At 43.7% G+C, this 18,355-nt stretch carries 18 protein-coding genes; 17 read left to right on the top strand and 1 reads right to left on the bottom strand.

Going from position 1 to position 18,355, the window contains the following annotated elements; all coding sequences use genetic code 11:
• Nucleotides 1-130: 130 nt before the first annotated feature.
• The 15 genes from nrfB to AB6D07_RS17295 all read left to right on the top strand — a co-directional run bounded on the left by nrfB (nucleotide 131) and on the right by AB6D07_RS17295 (nucleotide 14,891).
• Nucleotides 131-715, top strand: coding sequence for a cytochrome c nitrite reductase pentaheme subunit (nrfB, locus tag AB6D07_RS17225; RefSeq protein WP_009848843.1), 585 nt, complete (start codon nucleotides 131-133; stop codon nucleotides 713-715).
• Nucleotides 716-718: 3 nt separating this feature from the next.
• Nucleotides 719-1,405 carry a cytochrome c nitrite reductase Fe-S protein gene (gene nrfC / locus AB6D07_RS17230; protein WP_012604317.1) on the top strand — a complete coding sequence of 229 codons (687 nt, stop codon included), beginning with the start codon at nucleotides 719-721 and terminating at the stop codon, nucleotides 1,403-1,405.
• A 2-nt stretch (nucleotides 1,406-1,407) separates the two neighbouring features.
• Nucleotides 1,408-2,382 (top strand): cytochrome c nitrite reductase subunit NrfD, encoded by a 975-nt coding sequence (gene nrfD / locus AB6D07_RS17235; protein WP_029222996.1) that lies wholly within the window; start codon nucleotides 1,408-1,410, stop codon nucleotides 2,380-2,382.
• A gap of 128 nt (nucleotides 2,383-2,510) precedes the next feature.
• A complete protein-coding gene (locus AB6D07_RS17240; RefSeq protein WP_017103445.1) occupies nucleotides 2,511-4,433 on the top strand; it encodes a heme lyase CcmF/NrfE family subunit in 1,923 nt (640 codons plus the stop codon).
• A complete protein-coding gene (locus tag AB6D07_RS17245; protein WP_017103446.1) occupies nucleotides 4,414-5,001 on the top strand; it encodes a DsbE family thiol:disulfide interchange protein in 588 nt (195 codons plus the stop codon). The genes AB6D07_RS17240 and AB6D07_RS17245 overlap by 20 nt, the downstream gene beginning before the upstream one ends.
• Nucleotides 4,998-5,438, top strand: a complete 441-nt coding sequence (locus tag AB6D07_RS17250; RefSeq protein ID WP_017103447.1) for a cytochrome c-type biogenesis protein CcmH — start codon at nucleotides 4,998-5,000, stop codon at nucleotides 5,436-5,438. Before AB6D07_RS17245 ends, AB6D07_RS17250 begins: the two co-directional genes overlap by 4 nt.
• Before the next feature lie 89 nt (nucleotides 5,439-5,527).
• Entirely contained in the window at nucleotides 5,528-5,704 is a 177-nt protein-coding gene (locus AB6D07_RS17255; protein WP_009848837.1) for a hypothetical protein, read from the top strand.
• Nucleotides 5,705-5,953: 249 nt separating this feature from the next.
• Nucleotides 5,954-6,550 carry a GTP cyclohydrolase II gene (gene ribA, locus AB6D07_RS17260; RefSeq protein ID WP_009848836.1) on the top strand — a complete coding sequence of 199 codons (597 nt, stop codon included), beginning with the start codon at nucleotides 5,954-5,956 and terminating at the stop codon, nucleotides 6,548-6,550.
• Nucleotides 6,551-6,727: 177 nt separating this feature from the next.
• On the top strand, nucleotides 6,728-7,987 hold the full coding sequence (locus AB6D07_RS17265) for an imelysin family protein (RefSeq protein ID WP_009848835.1): 1,260 nt from the start codon (nucleotides 6,728-6,730) through the stop codon (nucleotides 7,985-7,987).
• A gap of 112 nt (nucleotides 7,988-8,099) precedes the next feature.
• Entirely contained in the window at nucleotides 8,100-9,488 is a 1,389-nt protein-coding gene (locus AB6D07_RS17270) for a di-heme oxidoredictase family protein (RefSeq protein WP_029222997.1), read from the top strand.
• A gap of 142 nt (nucleotides 9,489-9,630) precedes the next feature.
• Entirely contained in the window at nucleotides 9,631-10,692 is a 1,062-nt protein-coding gene (locus tag AB6D07_RS17275; RefSeq protein ID WP_017103449.1) for an imelysin family protein, read from the top strand.
• Complete coding sequence (locus AB6D07_RS17280; RefSeq protein WP_032500733.1) at nucleotides 10,682-11,770, top strand: DUF1513 domain-containing protein; 1,089 nt, start codon at nucleotides 10,682-10,684, stop codon at nucleotides 11,768-11,770. The genes AB6D07_RS17275 and AB6D07_RS17280 overlap by 11 nt, the downstream gene beginning before the upstream one ends.
• Nucleotides 11,771-11,851: 81 nt before the next feature.
• Nucleotides 11,852-13,390, top strand: a complete 1,539-nt coding sequence (locus AB6D07_RS17285; RefSeq protein ID WP_029222998.1) for a murein L,D-transpeptidase — start codon at nucleotides 11,852-11,854, stop codon at nucleotides 13,388-13,390.
• Between the two features lie 199 nt (nucleotides 13,391-13,589).
• Nucleotides 13,590-14,138 (top strand): YcbK family protein, encoded by a 549-nt coding sequence (locus tag AB6D07_RS17290; protein WP_009848830.1) that lies wholly within the window; start codon nucleotides 13,590-13,592, stop codon nucleotides 14,136-14,138.
• 99 nt (nucleotides 14,139-14,237) lie between these two features.
• Nucleotides 14,238-14,891, top strand: a complete 654-nt coding sequence (locus AB6D07_RS17295) for an MBL fold metallo-hydrolase (RefSeq protein ID WP_004733386.1) — start codon at nucleotides 14,238-14,240, stop codon at nucleotides 14,889-14,891.
• 107 nt (nucleotides 14,892-14,998) lie between these two features.
• Here AB6D07_RS17295 and AB6D07_RS17300 read toward each other — a convergent pair whose 3' ends face one another.
• A complete protein-coding gene (locus tag AB6D07_RS17300) occupies nucleotides 14,999-15,799 on the bottom strand; it encodes a DUF2982 domain-containing protein (RefSeq protein WP_017103452.1) in 801 nt (266 codons plus the stop codon).
• A gap of 220 nt (nucleotides 15,800-16,019) precedes the next feature.
• Between AB6D07_RS17300 and AB6D07_RS17305 the strand changes: the two genes are divergently transcribed.
• Both AB6D07_RS17305 and AB6D07_RS17310 read left to right on the top strand, forming a co-directional pair.
• The gene (locus tag AB6D07_RS17305; protein WP_012604302.1) at nucleotides 16,020-16,412 is read left to right on the top strand and encodes a hypothetical protein; all 393 of its coding nucleotides are present in this window, start codon (nucleotides 16,020-16,022) and stop codon (nucleotides 16,410-16,412) included.
• Between the two features lie 600 nt (nucleotides 16,413-17,012).
• Nucleotides 17,013-18,107 (top strand): TRAP transporter substrate-binding protein, encoded by a 1,095-nt coding sequence (locus AB6D07_RS17310; RefSeq protein ID WP_017060957.1) that lies wholly within the window; start codon nucleotides 17,013-17,015, stop codon nucleotides 18,105-18,107.
• Nucleotides 18,108-18,355: the final 248 nt, after the last annotated feature.

Here is an 18,355-nt window from a genome sequence, read left to right on the forward strand (position 1 = left end):
GCGTTGTGGCTTATCCAAAATAAGAATTGATATCATTTAAGCGGTAATAATATCGTTTAAGGGTACTTTTGTTTAACCGGAATATTATTTAGTTGAGAGTTAAATAATGCCGGTATAAGGAAAGGATAAAATGGGCAATATTAAATTGGCCATAGTCATAATGCTTAAATCCCTTCTAGCATTCTGCCTCTATGGTTATTCCATTCATGCTGTTGCTGAGCCTGCTGTTACGCCAGTAGGAGAATCAACAAGACATGAAGTCGAATTAATCCGCGACAAAGACTACAAGTGTGTTCAATGCCATAAAGATTCAAAAGAAACGGTATTGGGTTCACATGGTGAAAGTGCACACGCTTTACTTGGCCGTGAAGTAAATTGTACCGATTGTCATAGTTCAATTAGCCCCGATCACCGTGAAGGTGCACCAGAAGTGGTGAAGTATCGCGCGGCTCAATCACAACCAGGAACCGAAAAGGTTTTCCTCGATCCTAGCTTAATTTTGGATGCCAATAGCCAATGTATCGATTGTCACAAACCTGATGATCTGCGTGAAGCTAGCTGGACCCACGATGTTCACGCGCAAAACTTAACGTGTTCAAACTGTCATGATGTTCATGCGACTGAAGCAAAGGTGTTGGGCTTAGATAAAAAGCAAACCATTAAGCTGTGTGTGGATTGCCATTCAGACTTCAACCAGAAGAAAGAAGGGGAGTAATCTATGAGCTGCTCAAGAAGAAACTTTTTAGCAGGCGCTGGTGCCGTTATTTTTACCACGGGTGTAGCGGGAACTGCGGCGGTGACAAGTCGTAAAACGTTAGCCAATGTTCAAGAAGATGGTGCTAAACGTTATGGAATGATTCATGACGAAACCGCGTGTATTGGTTGTACTGCTTGTACAGAAGCATGTCGTGAAGTGAATAAAGTGCCTGAAGGCGTGTCGCGCTTAGAAATTATTAAGAGCGAACCCCAAGGCGAATATCCAAATGTTGATTACCGTTTTACTCGTAACTCTTGCCAACATTGTGATAACGCGCCGTGTGTCATGGTTTGCCCAACAGGTGCAGCCTACAAAGATGAAAAAACCGGCATTGTCGACGTTCATCAAGAGAAGTGTGTCGGTTGTGGTTACTGTTTGTTAGCGTGTCCATATCAAGTGCGCTTTTTCCATCCAGAGAACAAGTCAGCCGATAAATGTAACTTCTGTCGTGATACCAATCTAGCACAAGGGAAGTTGCCTGCTTGTGTCGAATCTTGCCCAACCAAAGCGCTGACATTCGGCGATTTGAATGACCCTAAGAGTGAGATAAACCAAGTACTTCAATCCGAGGTGGTTTACAGAGATAAAGCCTATCTAGGCACTCAACCAAAACTCTATAAAGTGCCACACCAAAAAGGGGAGATTTGATTATGAGTGCATGGGACGCAGCTTTTCAGTCTGGTACCGTGGTATGGGACTGGATTATAGCAATCTATCTATTTCTCGCGGGGATGTCGGCGGGTGCCGTAATGATCTCCATTTACCTTAAGCGCAAGGTTATTGAAGGCGATCCTGCTCATAATGGTGTGTTAAAGGCGACAGCTTTTCTTGCGCCATTTGGGATCATTTCAGGCCTGCTGATCTTGGTTTTCCATCTGACAAAACCACTGTCATTTTGGAAGATCATGATCTTCTATAATCCAACGTCTGTGATGTCGATGGGTGTGATCTTATTCCAAGTATATATGGTGATCTTATTCCTTTGGATCGGCATTATATTTAGAGATCAAATAGTCGTGTTCTTGAATGATCAAGCATGGCTAAAAGGACGACTTGATTTTGTCGGTAATTGGATTGGCAAATTAGAAGTGTTTGAGAATGCTCTGGAAATATTCTTAGCTGTTCTTGCTCTTATGCTTGCCGCTTATACCGGATTCTTGCTTTCAGCTTTAAATACTTTCCCACTATTGAATAACCCAGTGCTGCCGATTTTGTTCTTATTCTCGAGCTTATCTTCGGGAGCGGCGGCGTGTATTTTATTTGGTGTGTTGGTCTTTAAAGAATCACCTCATAGCCCGAGTATTTCATGGATCCACGGATTTGAACGTCCGGTAGTGATGTTTGAGTTGTTTGTTCTTATTACTTTCTTTACTGGGCTAATCTTCGCTGGTGGTCAAAGTGAACAAGCAGTATGGAATGCAATTGGCAGTGGTTTCTGGGCGAGTTGGTTCTGGTATGGGGTCATAGGTGTCGGCATGGTTTTACCGTTGTTGTTGAATGCAGTGACACCAACCTCAATCCGCCATAGCTCGGTGTATATTTTCTCCGTGACTTCGCTAAGCTTAATGGGCGTATTAATGCTGCGAACTTTTGTTCTTTATGCAGGGCAGTTAACGATAGCTTAATTTCGCGCAAGTTTATTAGTGAGCAGATGTCGGATACTAAACATCTGCTTATTAATGAACATGCTTTTAGTAAGCATGAGATGCGTGTTCAGATCGGCTCTGCTCTAGCGGAGCCTTATTGAGGTGATATGGTCGGTTCTTTGGGGCTGTTTAGTTTAGTGTTGATTGCTGTACTCAGTAGCATTATTGGTGTGCATTCGTTTTATCAAATGCTAAACAAACGGACGCAAAATATAAGTTTAATCCGCAGTTTCTCTCTTTCAAGTGCATTGTTTTCTCTCACTTCTGTCGCATTGCTTGGCTATGCTTTTGTCAGTGATGACTTCTCTATTCTCTATGTCGCTGAACATTCAAATACTCAATTACCTTCATTTTTTAAGCTAGCAGCCGTATGGGCAGGCCATGAAGGTTCCTTGTTATTTTGGGTACTGACGATCAGCGTCTGGTCTGGCGTGATTGCCTTACAAAAACACTATTCGAATGAATACCAAAGCCGTGTGTTGTGGGTAATGAATCTACTGCTCGCGATATTTGCTTGGTTCACGTTATTCGCATCAAACCCATTTGAAATGAATTCGATCTTGCCGCTAGAAGGGCGTGACCTTAACCCAATGCTGCAAGATGTCGGTCTGATCTTTCACCCGCCACTACTTTACCTTGGCTATGTCGGCTTTTCTGTGGTGCTGGCATTTTCAGTTGCCGCTTTGCTGGTTGAGCCAATTGAATTTGATTGGGTTGCTCATTGTCGCAGTTGGTGTCTAGTCGCTTGGATCTTTTTAACCGCAGGGATCATTCTTGGCTCTTGGTGGGCGTATTACGAATTAGGCTGGGGCGGCTGGTGGTTCTGGGATCCTGTTGAAAATGCCAGTTTGTTGCCATGGCTCACTTCGACAGCCTTGTTGCATTGTTTAGGTGTTGCCAAGGGCAAACAACAGCTTCTGAAGTGGTCTCTAAGCCTTGCTTTTATTACATTTTGTTTGAGTATCTTAGGCACCTTTATTGTTCGTTCTGGCGTACTCACATCGGTACATGCTTTTGCTGTAGACCCGACTAAAGGTATCGCATTACTACTCATATTGATGTTGGTGCTAGTGAGCTCTTTCTCTCTTCTTATCATCAGAGGGGAATCTTTTGAATCTAACCCGATTACTAGCTTCGCCAGTAAGAGCTTTTTAAGCCTAGTTGCGGTGCTCATTTTTGTATTAGCGACCGCTGTTGTGGTGTTTGGTACATTTTATCCAATGGTCTTTGAGCTCCTTGGGCTGGGTAACATATCGGTCGGTGCGCCATACTTTAATCTGTTGATTGCACCTTTGGCTTTGCTTGCACTTGGCGTGGTTGGCTTAGCCCCATTGTTGAGTGTTAAACCTCAAGCAACCAAAGGTGTTATTTCATTGTTAGTTCTTATGTCGTTGGCATTGGGTTACGTTTGTTATTCTTGGCAAGTGGAACAAGTCCAACGACAAGTGATGGCTCTGATGACATGGGCACTCGCATTTTGGGTTTTACTCACTCATGTTTATGGCTTAGCGGTAACGCGCAGTTCCAAGTTCCAACGAAAAGTCTGGGTGATGACATTTGCCCATGTTGGTGTCGCGGTATTAGCGGTAGGTGCGGCAATGAATAGCTACCACTCGTTTGAGCGCAGCTATAAACTGAGCCCAGGAGCACAAGTAGAGTTCATGGATTGGACGCTTGCTCATGAAGATACAGAGCTTTATGTCGCCTCAAACTTTACCGCAGAGAAGGCGATACTTAAGCTAGAAACTGGTGAGCAAAGTTTTTCCATTACACCTGAAAGAAGACATTATCAAGTTCGAGTGATGAACATGAGCGAGCCCGCAATGAAATGGTTCTGGCATGGCGATGTGTATATCACCATGGGTGAGAAAGTTGACGCTACCGCTTACGCATTTCGAGTTCAGTACAAAGCGTATGCTCGTTGGATATGGCTTGGTGGGCTGTTCTCAATTCTAGGTGCTGTGCTTTCACTGACCAATCGTAAAAAGAAAACCGTTAAGGCTGCACAGTATGCATACCAGCGTTCGTAATAAACTCATTGCTCTATTTTCAGTGGCTGTTGCTTTGGTCGTTGCATTTTCATATGCGCTCGACAATAAGCAACAAACGACCAGCGTTTCAGATCAAAAAAGGGCTTTCCCTGAATTTACGGCAGAAAAACTCGTTACTGATGAGTCATTCGATTCTGAAGCATTAAGCTCTGAAATATTAAGCTCTGAAACGGCTAAGCTTACGCTTACTGATATTACTCAACATCCTTACCAACTGGTCAATGTATGGGCTTCATGGTGCGGAATATGTAAAACCGAGCACGCTTTTTTACTCGAACTGCAGAAGAAAGGCATTCCAATTGTGGGTCTCAATTATCGAGATAACCCCGGTGCTGCGCTTAATGTATTGTCCAACGACGGCAATCCGTACGCAACTGTGATCAGTGATCCTCAAGGGAAGTTGGCTTTAGAACTCGGTGTCATAGGGACTCCTGAGACGTATTTAGTCGATGCTGAAGGCCAAATAGTTAAGAAGTTGCTAGGTGTGATTAATGAATCGGTTTGGCGCAAAGAACTCGCTCACTATTTTAAAGGTAAAAATGGATGATGAAGTTCCTGCTCAACATAGTGCTCATACTTAGCGCTGCTATTGTCGTCAACTTCCCTGTAATAGCCGAGGACTTGTTTACGGCGACTGATAAAGATACAAGCATTCAGGTAGAGTTATTTGAGTTTGAAAGCCCTAATCAACAACAGCGTGCTATTAGTTTGGCAAAATCGCTGCGCTGCCCACAATGTCAGAATCAAAATCTGATTGAGTCGAACTCTCCCATAGCAAAAGATTTACGCCTTGTTGTATTCAATATGGTGAAAGCAGGGAAGAGTAACAATGAAATCACTCAGTACATGACAGAAAGGTTTGGTGAATTTGTGCTTTATAAGCCAGCAATGAGTGTTTCAAACATATTACTTTGGTTGTTACCGAGCCTATTATTTCTTTTGTTTGTATATTTGTCAGTAGCGAGTGTTAGGAAGGACTCATAAAAATTGTGTATTACTGTTTACCAATTGAGCTGTATTTTGTAATATTAACGGATTATAAAGGCTAAGCACTGTTATATAAGGATGTGTTTGTGGATAACGTAATCTCAAATTTAAAAAAAGAGTTCTATACTCATGTCCGTTCTGATAAATGGGCAGAAAAATACAGTGCAAAGTCGAGCATCTCTACACTGACACAAGAAGAGTTAAGTGAATTAGAGAATGCTTGGGTGCAGCTTGTTATCTGGAAGCAAACTCAACTAAGCTGATCGTTCCGCAAAAAGTGTAGTCTTAGCCGCAATTGATTGATTTATAACCCCATGTTGGTCATCCCAACGTGGGGTTTTTTGTTACCCAGAAAATTAATTGTTATAATATAACAATTTGTACGTGGTCGACCTTGAAAAAAATTGTTAACAGCCTCATAGTGTCTATCATTAGATAGTTAGCTACAAAATATTGCCTAGACATATAGTGTAGTGTTGTTAAATACATCGAATTTTCAAGTGAGTATAGCTATGGCGGAAGTGCGTGCCAGAATAGATTTCAAAGTAGGGGTAACAAGCAGTATTGATGCTGAACTTCTGTCTTTTCATGGATTGAAAACAGATAAAGAGCATGTTGCTGTGATATTTAAATCAGCGGATAAGACACAAGACATACCTCTTGTTCGTATGCACTCTGAGTGCCTGACTGGTGATGTTTTTCATTCTTCTCGCTGTGACTGTGGTGAGCAGTTAGATGAAACCATCAGAATTATGGGTGAGACGGGGGGAGTGATTCTTTACTTACGCCAAGAAGGTCGTGGTATTGGTTTGTATAACAAAATCGATGCGTACCGTCTGCAAAGCGAAGGCATGAACACATATGAAGCGAATAACCACCTAGGTTTTGGTGATGATTTACGCGACTTTACCGAAGCTGCAGAAATGCTTCGCGCTTTAGGAACCACAAAAATCCGCTTGGTTACTAACAACCCTAAGAAGATCAATGAGCTGAAATCTTTCGGTATTGAGATTGAAGAAGTGGTGAATACTTCTGCACATATCAAGTCGGGAAATGAGAGTTACCTGAAGGCGAAAGTCTCACACGGTAAGCATAATCTGGATATTTGATAAGCTTCCTTTTATTGCTATAGCACAAAAGTATTTAAAGACCTCACAAATGTGAGGTTTTTTTGTATTTATCTTGCAATAAAATTGTAAGTTTGTATTATTCAAATCTGTAGTGTAAATGATAATGGTTTGCACTATTACTACGAATAATAATTCAAAGCTCAACAAGGATGCTTCATGACCATTAAATCTTTAGTGACAAAAGCCGTAACTTCGTCACTCATTTTTGCCTCTGCTTCTTCTTTTGCAGCAGTAACTCAAGATCAAGTTGTAGAACATTACGCCGATATTGCTCATGCAGTGTTTGCAGATTCAGTAATTACAGCAAAAGCGTTGAACTCTTCTATTGATACCTTCTTAGCTTCTCCTTCTGCTGGCAATTTCGAACAAGTAAAGCAAGCTTGGCTAGACTCTCGTGTACCTTACCAACAGTCTGAAGTATTTCGCTTTGGTAACGTTGTTGTAGATGATTGGGAAGGCCAATTAAATGCATGGCCGCTAGATGAAGGCCTTATCGATTACGTTTCGACTGATTACCAATATGAACTTGGTAACGAAGGCGCTAGCGCAAACATCGTTGCAAATAAGACTTTCCAAATTGGTCAGACAACAGTAGACGCAACTAACATTACTCCAGAGCTAATTGCAGACCTGAACGAGATCGGTGGTTCTGAAGCGAACGTAGCGTCAGGCTACCACGCGATTGAATTCCTACTTTGGGGCCAAGATTTAAACGGTACTAACAGCGGTGCAGGTGAGCGTGCTTACACTGATTTCGTTGTTGGTGCTGAGTGTACTAATGGTAACTGTGACCGTCGTGGCGCATACCTAAAAGCATCAGCTGAACTACTTATCCAAGACCTAGAGTGGATGGAAAAGCAGTGGGCTGAAGGCGAGAAAGGCAACTACCGTCAAGAGCTTCTTTCTGAATCTAGCGAGAACGGTCTACGTAAAATGCTATTTGGTATGGGCTCACTATCTCTAGGTGAACTAGCGGGTGAGCGTATGAAAGTTGCACTAGAAGCAAACTCTACTGAAGACGAGCATGATTGTTTCTCTGATAACACGCATAACTCTCATTACTACAACGAGCAAGGTATCTACAACGTATACACTGGCTTGTACAAGCGTGAAGATGGTTCTCTACTTTCTGGTCCTAGCCTGTTTGACCTCGTTGAGCAAAAAGACGAGCAAGCGGCGAAAGAGATTCAAAAGCAGTTTGACCTAGCACGTGCACAAGTTGGTCAACTTGTTGTGTCAGCAGAGAAAAATAACCAGCACTTCGATCAGCTAATTGCTGCTGACAACGCTGCGGGTAACGCACTCGTAAACAAAACGATTGTTGCGCTAGTGTCTCAAACCGCTGCAATCGAGCGTGCTGCTGGTGTTATTGGCATTGATAGCCTAAACCCAGACACAGCGGATCACGAGTTTTAAGAACCCGAGTCCAAAACTATTGTAAGGGCTCTTATTGAGCCCTTAATTGTTTGTTATTCAAAAAAGTTACTCCCTAATAAAAACTAAAATCAAAAACACAGCAAGGCAATGTATGAAGTCGTATCTCTCAGCCTCACTATTAACCGCACTGTTTTTCTTATCTCCGTTGCACGCCCATGAAACCTACTCTGGTGGAAAAACCACAGTAAAGAAAGAAGGCGCGAACGCTTTTTCTCTTCCTGCAGCCAACCTTCCAATGAGCAAACGCTTGGATTTCAGCGTAGGTAACAGCTTCTTTAGAAACCCTTGGGTTCCTGCGCCGTCATCAACCGATGCACGTGATGGGTTAGGCCCACTATTCAATACCAACGGTTGTCAAAATTGCCATATCAAAGATGGTCGTGGTCATGCGCCTGAAAAAGATGACCAGAACGCGGTTTCATTGTTGGTCCGCTTAAGTATCCCTGCTGAAACGCCAGAACAGAGACAAGCCTTCATTCGTGATGGTGGTATTCCTGAACCAACTTACGGCGGCCAGTTACAAGATTTCGCGCTTCAAGGTGTAAAACCCGAGGGCAAAGTGAACATCAGCTACACCGATGTTCCTGTTGAATTCAAAGACGGTACAGTCGTTACTTTGCGTAAACCAATTTTAAAGATTACTGATCTTGCCTTTGGCGAGATGCATCCTAAAACTGAGTTTTCAGCTCGTGTTGCGCCGCCAATGATTGGCCTTGGTTTACTTGAAAGCATCCCGCAAGAAACGATTCTCGGATTTGCTAAACAGCAGTTGGCCGACAAGCAAGGTGTTTCAGGCAAAGCGAACTACGTTCTTGATGTTCAAACTAACGAAATGGCGTTGGGTCGATTCGGTTGGAAAGCTGGCCAGCCAAACCTAATGCAGCAAAATGCGGCGGCGTTTAACGGTGATTTGGGCTTAACGAGTCGCTTATTCCCGAATGAAAACTGCACATCAGCGCAATCAACCTGTGATGATTTTCCGAATGGTGGCGAGCCAGAAGTCAGCGACAATATTCTAGATTTTGTTGAGTTCTATTCGCAGCATTTAGCGGTCCCTATTCGTCGCAACGTCGACAACCCAGCCGTCGTGCAAGGTAAAAAATTATTCAAAGACGTTGGTTGTCAGAGTTGCCACCAAGCTGAAATTCGCACAGCAGAGCGTGAAGGGTTACCTGCGTTGTCTAAGCAATTAATCAGTCCGTATACCGATATGTTGTTGCACGATATGGGGGAAGGCTTAGCCGACAATCGCCCTGAATATCTTGCCAATGGCCAAGAGTGGCGTACGACGCCATTATGGGGATTAGGCTATACCAAAGAAGTGAATGGTCATACGTTCCTGCTTCATGACGGTCGCGCAAGAAACGTTATGGAAGCGGTACTTTGGCACGGTGGTGAAGCAGAAATGGCGAAACAAAACGTTCTGTCTTTGAATGCCACTGAGCGTGAAGCACTACTGGCGTTTTTGAATTCGCTATAGTCGGTCTGAGATTCAGACATTCAAAGATCGAGTTAACCCAAAGAACACAACCGCTGAACGTGTAGGAATACGAGTTCAGCGGTCGTTTGGTATTTAGTGAACTCATATAATTAAAAGAAAAATTAGGAAGTAAGGTAACAGCATGACGCATAAATTTTTGTTAATGCCTTTGTCGGTATTAATCATGGCAGGCTGCCAATCATCGGGTGAGCAAGCTGCTTCATCTGAGGTTAATGGTTTTTCTTATCAAGCAGATACGACCGATCACATCAGTCGCAGTGTCTATCAACAAGAGTTTGATTCAGCCGTCCTATTCGCCAAGCAAGCCAACGAGCTAGAAGTCTTGATGCAGGGTTACTGCCAAACTAATGATGTTGAGTTAGATGCTTTGAAAAATCAGTGGCAGCTCACCATGAACAGTTGGATGGCACTGCAAGGACAAGAAAGAGGCCCAACAGCGGCACTTGAAGAGAGCTGGAATATTCAATTTTGGCCAGATAAGAAGAACACCACCGGTCTTAAAATGCGTCAATTGACTCAGCAGGATAAAGCATGGTCTCAAGACGAAATCGCGCAGCAGAGTGTTACCGTTCAAGGGCTAGGCGCGTTGGAATGGTCGCTTTATGACGAGCAATCGCCACTACTTCAAGACAAAGCACTAGGCTGCCAATCATCACAAGCGATTACTGAAAACTTAGCGATTAAGTCATCTTCGATTGCACAGGCATGGCAGGTTAACCCTTGGCTAGCGTTAGACGAGACTCGTTGGGAGTCTGAATACATCGCTTTATTGACCAACCAACTTGATTACAGTATGAAAAAGCTGAGTCGCCCAATGGCTAAAATCGGTCATCCGCGTCCTTACTTCTCAGAATCATGGCGTGCACAAACTTCGATGACTCAACTAAAAGCGAATGTAGCAGCACTTCAGAATTTGTACCTAGCCGATGGCAATGGCTTAGACGGCTTGTTGAGAGAGAAGGGCTTAAACGACCTGGCTGATCGTGTTGCTGATCAGTTCACGCTAACGCTAGATACCTGGCCTACAGACTCTAGTTTGTTCGAGTTGCTGCAGAGCAAAGAGGGCTACCGAAATGTGCTGACTCAATACAACAAACTAGAACGTTTGAAGTACTTGATTCATGAAGAAGTGGCGATAGAGCTTGGCGTGGTAATAGGATTTAATGCTACCGATGGTGACTGATACTGCACGAAGAACGCTACTCAAGGCTGCACTGGGTTGTGCAGCTGTACCTGTACTTCCGTTTGGCTGCGCTAGTCGTTTTGGCGCCGCAAGCACATCTAATGATCCTCAACTGATCGGCTGTGCGCTGAATGGTCGTGGCCAATATTCAGCGGTTGTGGCTGACGAATATGGTATGCCGCTGAGTCAATTGCCGATTCCCGATCGTGGCCATGGCGTCGCGATTTGCCCAACATCATCACATGCGGTGGTATTTGCTCGTCGTCCTGGTGACTATTTTATGGTGTTTGACTATAAAAATGGTCAGCAGATCAAGATGGTCGTGAAAGGTAACAATCGCCACTTCTATGGTCATGGCGTTTACTCATTAGATGGCAAGTTACTGTATGCCACGGAAGGGAAAACCGACAGCAGCCAAGGTGTGATTGGTGTTTACGATGTCTCACAAGGCTATCGTAAGGTCGAGGAGTTCACTGGCTTTGGTATTGGCCCTCATGAAGTGATCATCATGCCGGATGGTAATCTCGCGATTGGTGTTGGCGGCGTTCATACTGACGGTAGAACACCGAAAAACTTGAATTCAATGCAACCGAGTTTAAGTTATGTTTCACCTGAAGGTGTGCTGCTTGATCAGGTTGAATTGTTGGATAAGAAGCTGAGCATTCGACACTTAGCCCATGATGGTGCTGAAACTGTACTTTGTGGTCAGCAATATCGTGGCGAGCCAGACGAGTATCCTTCGCTGTTGGCGATGCATACTAAAGGTGGGCAGTTTGAATCACTGAATGCAGAACCAGAGCAATGGGCAAGGTTCAATCACTATATCGCCAGTATTGCGGCGTCAGATGATTGGATTATTGCGACTTCGCCAAGAGGCAACTGCTACGGTATTTGGTCTAAAGAAACCCAAGAATTGGTAGAGCTATCTGCGCTGTCTGATGCTTCTGGTGCCGTGCTGCTTGATGGTGAATTTCGACTCAGCTCTGGAGCGGGCAGTGTGGTGAGCCAACACAAGCCTTATGAGAAATCAACTCAGCAATCATCGGTCCAGTGGGATAACCACTGGAGTGCAATCTAGTTCATAAAACTCCTTAAAAAATAACATGCTTACTCCTATTTCTTTGCCATACTTATGAGATGATTGGTGATGGGGTTAAGCATGTTAGCAAAATACTTCTGTGGATTATTGGTGTTAGTTTCTGTGCATGCATGGAGCTATACGAGTTCTGACGAGAGCCGATTTATTCCGGCTGATTCAGAGCTCTCTTTTATGCTGATTTATCCAGAGCTAACCCAGAGCATTTATCAAGACTCTTCTCTTCCTATTCTTTGGGATTCGCCTGAACTTGTTAAGGCGTTTGAATTCCAATTGTCGCTTTTAGAACAAGCACAAATGGCGCCTCTTTTTGATCGTCAGTTAAAACAAATCCGCCAGTATCAATCTCGTGGTCAATGGCAAGAATTGGATATCTTGTTAACCGACACCTTTATCTATTACTTAAGCTACGTTGAGAATGCGCCACTTGCCGGTAAAGAGTGGTATTTCTCGGGCAAGCTGCATTCCAAGTTGCCTGCGCCTTCTCCACATATCCTGATGAGATTGAAAAGCAGTGTCACCAACGATTACTTATTAGAAATGGTATTGTCCTATGCGCCGCCTGTTGGGGATTTTGACCAATTCAAGGCGACCTACTCCGTGCTAGAAACTGCGTCTGAACTCAATATAGAGCGATACAGACAGAAAGGATTGAAACGCTTAGGTGATGAGCTTTCAGACAAAACTATTCTTGTTGAGCGCATTGCTTTGCTTGGTGTTGATACCTCGATGATCGCGGTCGATTTCCCTGTATTTGACCAAGATCTGCAAACAGCGATTAAGTCTTTTCAGCGAATGCACGGCCTTACAGACGATGGGATCGTTGGGCCGGATACGATCAAATGGATCAACATGAGCTTTGATGAACGATTGACTTCGCTGGCTCTCAATGCCGAACGTGTTCGTTTGTGGCCAAGAGACAGAGACTCTCTCATCGTCGTCAATGTCCCTAGTTTTGATATGAAGTATTGGGAAGATGGTGAAGAGGTCTTTGAGTCCAAAGTTGTCGTGGGCAGAAAGTCGCGAAAAACACCGCTTTTAGAGATAAACCTAGATTCGGTTATCTTAAATCCTACTTGGAACGTGCCATGGAAAATCATGGTCAAAGACATCTTGCCTAAAGTAAAAGCGGACGAAAGCTACCTAGAGACACACAACTTTCAAGTGATTGATGGTTGGCGCACCATGGAAACCGTCGACACCACAGATATTGATTGGCAGACCATCAATTTCAATTCGTTCCCATATCGAATTCGTCAACAGGCGGGCTCACGTAATGCATTAGGTTTGTACAAGTTCAACACACCCAACAAGCGAGCTATCTATCTGCACGATACGCCAAGTAAAGGCCTGTTTAATGATGACTTCCGTGCTTACAGTTCAGGTTGTATACGTGTCGAACATGCAGAGGAATTGGCTGAATTGTTGTTTGCCACCAAGGTAAGGAAAGTACCTAACCAAAGTAACGATCTTGCTCCTAATACTAAGGTTCGCCTCAAGAAGCGAATCCCCGTGCATATCATCTATCAAACCGTGCTGTTTGAAGAAGGGGGCATACAGTATCGTGGTGACATCTACCAATATGATAAAGAGGGTGGTTAACCATCATTGAAGCCAATAAGGGTGATCTTGACCAAAAAATGACAACCAAGCTTCTATTGATAAAATTATAATGTGGATCAATAACTAATCGTGCAAAGGTTACAATTACTAACCTTTTGGGCGGTTTTTGTACGTTGACGCAGCAATTTCCATTATGTATCGTGCATTTTTCGTTCGATCTAATTGGTTTTTTTGCTGTATGTCTCAAAGTTTATTTTCACGCCGTCAGTTTCTGACTTACGCTGGTGGTACTGCTGTTGTCGCCTCAATTACTCCTTCTATCGCTTTTGCTTCATACCCTGATCAACCAAGAACGATTAGCATGAACAATCTTCACACAGGTGAACGATTAGAGACCTGTTATTTCGATGGTACTAACTATGTTGGTGATGAAATGGCTCGTCTAAGCAAACTGTGCCGTGATTTCCGTCGTAATGAGATTCATCCAATGGATAAGAACCTGTTTGATCAGATCACTCAGATTCAAAATGTACTGGGTATTCAAAAAGAAGTTCAAATCATCTCTGGTTACCGTTCTCCAGCGACCAATGAAGCACTGCGCTCAAAGTCGAGTGGCGTAGCCAAGAAGAGCTACCACATGTTAGGTAAAGCGATCGATTTCCGTATTGATGGCGTTAACCTAAAAGAATTAAGAGACGTTGCTAAAAGCTTGAATGCGGGTGGCGTCGGTTATTATGCACGTAGCAACTTTATCCATATTGATACAGGTCCAGCCCGCAGTTGGTAGCGTTAAGCTGAATTTACGAGCGAATGCTAGGTACTTGTCAAAGTAGACATCCAATGTCATAGTTTGCCCAAATTTCAGTTTGCCCTCTAAGGTTTGTATATGTCTCTTAAGTATCAAGTTGTCCCTGTTACCTCGTTCTCTCAAAACTGCTCAATTGTGTGGTGTGATGAGACAATGGAAGGCATTGTTGTCGATCCGGGCGGTGATGTTCAGCAACTGGCTGCTATCATCGAAGAGTTAGGTGTTAAAGTGGTGAATTTGGTATTGACTCACGGTCACCTAGACCATGTGGGCGGAACAGTACCGCTTGCTGAAATCTTGAACGTGAACATTGTTGGCCCACATAAAGCCGATAACTTTTGGCTTCAAGGTCTAGAGAATCAAAGCCAGATGTTCGGCTTCCCACTGTGTAAAGCTTTTGAACCAAACACTTGGTTAGAAGAGGGCGACAAAGTGACTTTTGGTAACCAAGTTATCGATGTGATTCACACGCCGGGTCATACTCCGGGTCACGTCGTGCTATTCAGTGAGCAAGCGCGTATGGCGTTTGTTGGTGATGTTTTATTTAACGGTGCTATTGGTCGCACGGATTTCCCGCAAGGCGACTTCAACACGCTAATTGCTTCAATCAAGACTAAACTTTGGCCGCTAGGCAGTGACGTGACATTTGTACCGGGCCATGGTCCAGAGTCTACATTTGGTCGTGAGCGCGCATCAAATCCATTCGTTGCCGACGAGATGCCTCTTTATTAATTAAATCTTTGATTTAATATAAGAACGATTGAAAATGAAGCTTAGCTTTTGTTACGGAAGCTAAGCTTTTTTATTGCGTGCGGTTTTACTTTTAAACCTGTTTAATTTTAATCAGAAAGACGTTCGGCTGCCGCCAAGTAGCGTCGAGCCAGTCCAACAAACTCCTCCCCACTGATATTCAGATCATGGGTTGATATGAAAATGTCATACCCGTGGAAGCCTCTTTGATATTTCATCCTGTTGGCAAGCATCGCCTGTAATCCTGAATAATCTTTAATCACCGCGTTGTGATTATTTGCTTTATCGGATGAATCCGCATCCATTTGCGTTTGTTGAGTGCTGAAACTCACTTCGTCGGTATTCTTTGATTCTTTATATTGGCTTAATTCCACACACCCGTTTTCGGTACAACGAGTGTGGTAGTGCGATGAGTCTAAAACCATATCTTCAAAGTTCGATTCTTTACCCGCTTGCTTCGCTCCCAAGTACAAAAGTGCTCGTTGGCTGAGCAATAATTCGCAGGTTATTTTTGGGCAAATCGAATCGAGGTAGGGCGAGTAATCTTTAACCTTGATACCAATCCAAGGAAGAGGTTGGTGCCATCCATCTTGCTCATAGGTACAAAACCCAATCTTTTGGATGTTATTCCATTTTAAAACCCACCCGCCTTTATAAAAATGCTGCTGAAAATGAGTCGGTGTGAGGGTGAACATCACTCTGCTGCGCAACATTAAATAATAGCCAGTTCCTAGTAGGGCAATAATGCAAAAAGCACCCACGATCAGTAACTTTGGGTTGTCACTGTAGAGCGCAACGATCAAGCAAACGAAGCCTAAAATGATGGCGAGAATACGATACGAACGTTTGAATGAAGGCAAAGAGAAATTTGTAAGGTGACGAGTGTCCATAGGCAACACCAAATTTTCATATTTTTGTCTGGATGGATAACCAGTGTATATGACCCTGAATTGATAAGTCGATGATTAAATAATAGACGCTAGTAGACAATATCGGTATTTTTCGTCGACTTTCGACGCTTCACTCTACAAATAGCTCCGGTTTTTTGGTATAAATCGCGCTTCAAATTTTCACCACTGCGAAAAGAGCAGTGAACTGGAGAAATATTCAATGAGACTTGCTCATAAGCGTAAGGTGCAGGCTAAACTGCAGAAACGCACTAAAGCGGCTGTAGTTAAAGCAGTGGCAACGCCGAAAAAAGCGAAGCCTGTCGCAGAGAAAGTTGTAGCAGAAAAAACTGTAGCAGCAAAACCAGCGGTAGAGAAAGCAGTAGCAGCAACTAAAGAAGTTGCAGTAGCACTGACTCCTAAGCAACAACAAGTTCTAGACATCGTTGTTAGCAATGCTGAAGGCATTAACCCTAAAGGTATCGGCCTAGCAGCTGGTCAAGAAGACGCGAAAGCAGCTTCATGGGCAACAGGCGCATTGAAAAAACTTCTTGAAGAAAACCTAGTAGCGAAAGAGCAACTTGCAGGTAACAAGGTTATCTACAAAGCTATGTAATCCCGCGGGATTACATTCGCTTCGTTAAAGTTTTTAAGCCTCGATTATCGAGGCTTTTTTGTATCTGACGGATCATGTTAATCTCAATATCTAAATCCAACCCCCTAAACCCATACTCATATTCAAACCTAGCATTCGAACCTAGCCCCAGAAGCCTTACTTCCAATCGGCTGGCCCCTTCCGTTATTCACCTGTCTTTCGCGTGTCCCATGTTTCGAATCAGTAAGCACCAAAGTAGGGCGTCTGATTCTCTGAAACTTTGATTCTCATGGGTTGAATGCATTTAAGTGCGTATTCGATGTGTGGCGAGAATAGAGCTTCCTCACGAAATGGAAATCAATTGTTAATGCAGTTTCACTATAACTACTTAGGTATTTATCAATACTAATTACCCTAACGAATCTCCCAGAGCCTTTAAAATCGACATCGCTAAATTATCTCCTACGTAGTTCTACGTAATCCTTTGGTCTAATACGCAGTTTATGTGAGTCCGTCGTGCGTGCTCTCCCTGATATCTTGTTGCTACATCACGGTGCACTCTTATGTTGAATCATAAAAAATGCTCATAGAAAGAGTGTTAACCCAACAAAGGACGTGAATATGAGTCTCATTTCTAACTCCCTCACACGAGTTTTTAAAAACGTTGCAGTTACTGCAGCGGCTTGTTTAGCTTTGGTCGCTACTGGTGCAACTGCTGCTGATAAGGTTTATCGCTTGAAGCTTGCTGAAACATGGGGACCAAACTTCCCTGTATTCGGTGACGCGACGAAGAACATGGCTGCGATGGCTGAGAAAATGTCGAACGGTCGACTGCAAATCAGAATCGATTCTGCGAACAAACACAAAGCACCGCTTGGCGTTTTTGACATGGTTAAGTCTGGTCAATACGACATGGGGCACTCAGGCTCTTACTACTGGAAAGGTAAAGTTCCAAACACGCTTTACTTCACTTCTATGCCTTTCGGTATGACGCCAGCTGAACAATATGCGTGGTTCTATCACGGTGGTGGTATGGAGTTGATGGAGCAGGTTTACTCTCCACATAATTTGATGTCGTTCCCAGGTGGTAATACGGATATCCAGATGGGCGGTTGGTTTCAAAAAGAGATCAACAGTGTGGAAGACCTACAAGGTCTGAAAATGCGTATTCCTGGCTTTGCTGGTGAGATTCTAGCGGAGCTAGGCGCTAAACCTACCAATATTGCCCCAGGTGAGCTTTACACATCTCTAGAGCGTCGCACAATCGATGCACTAGAGTGGGTAGGTCCATCTCTTGATTTACGAATGGGCTTCCACAAAATCGCGCCTTACTACTACACCGGTTGGCATGAGCCGGGTTCAGAGCTTCAATTCCTAGTGAACAAGCGTACATGGAACAAGCTTCCTGAAGACCTACAAGAAATCTTGCGTGTTGCAATGCGTACGGCGGCTTACGACATGTACACACAAGCAACGCACGAAAGTGGCAAGAACTGGGTTTCAATGAAAACAGAATACCCAGACGTACAAGTTAAAGATTTCCCGCCAGAAGTAATGTCGGCGCTGAAAGAAGCGAACGATCGCCTACTTGCTGCACATGCTGAGAAAGATGAGCTGGCGAAAGAGATCCAAGCTTCACAAGCAAGCTACCTAGAGCAAGTGCGCTCATGGACGGATATTTCACACAGAGCTTATTTAAATAGCCAAGCGAAATAATCGACAGTTTTTGAACTGAAGCTAAATGAACCCAAAGCTATTCTTGTTAGGTAACTAAGAGTGACTAAGCGGCGGGTTCATTTTAACCATAATAACTAGGGCGTGTTGACCTTTCGAGCTGATTTTTGCAGCGAGTTGCTGGGTATTTATACAAGGCAGAGGATTTGATGTGTAGCTAGCCTCCATGAGAAGTCGATAACGTAGTAGAAATGACCAGCAAACGCTGCCCGAAGGGTTCGGCTAAAAGC

The sequence above is a fragment of the Vibrio sp. 10N.239.312.C11 genome, from assembly GCF_041466065.1.
GTDB lineage: Bacteria > Pseudomonadota > Gammaproteobacteria > Enterobacterales > Vibrionaceae > Vibrio > Vibrio tasmaniensis_A.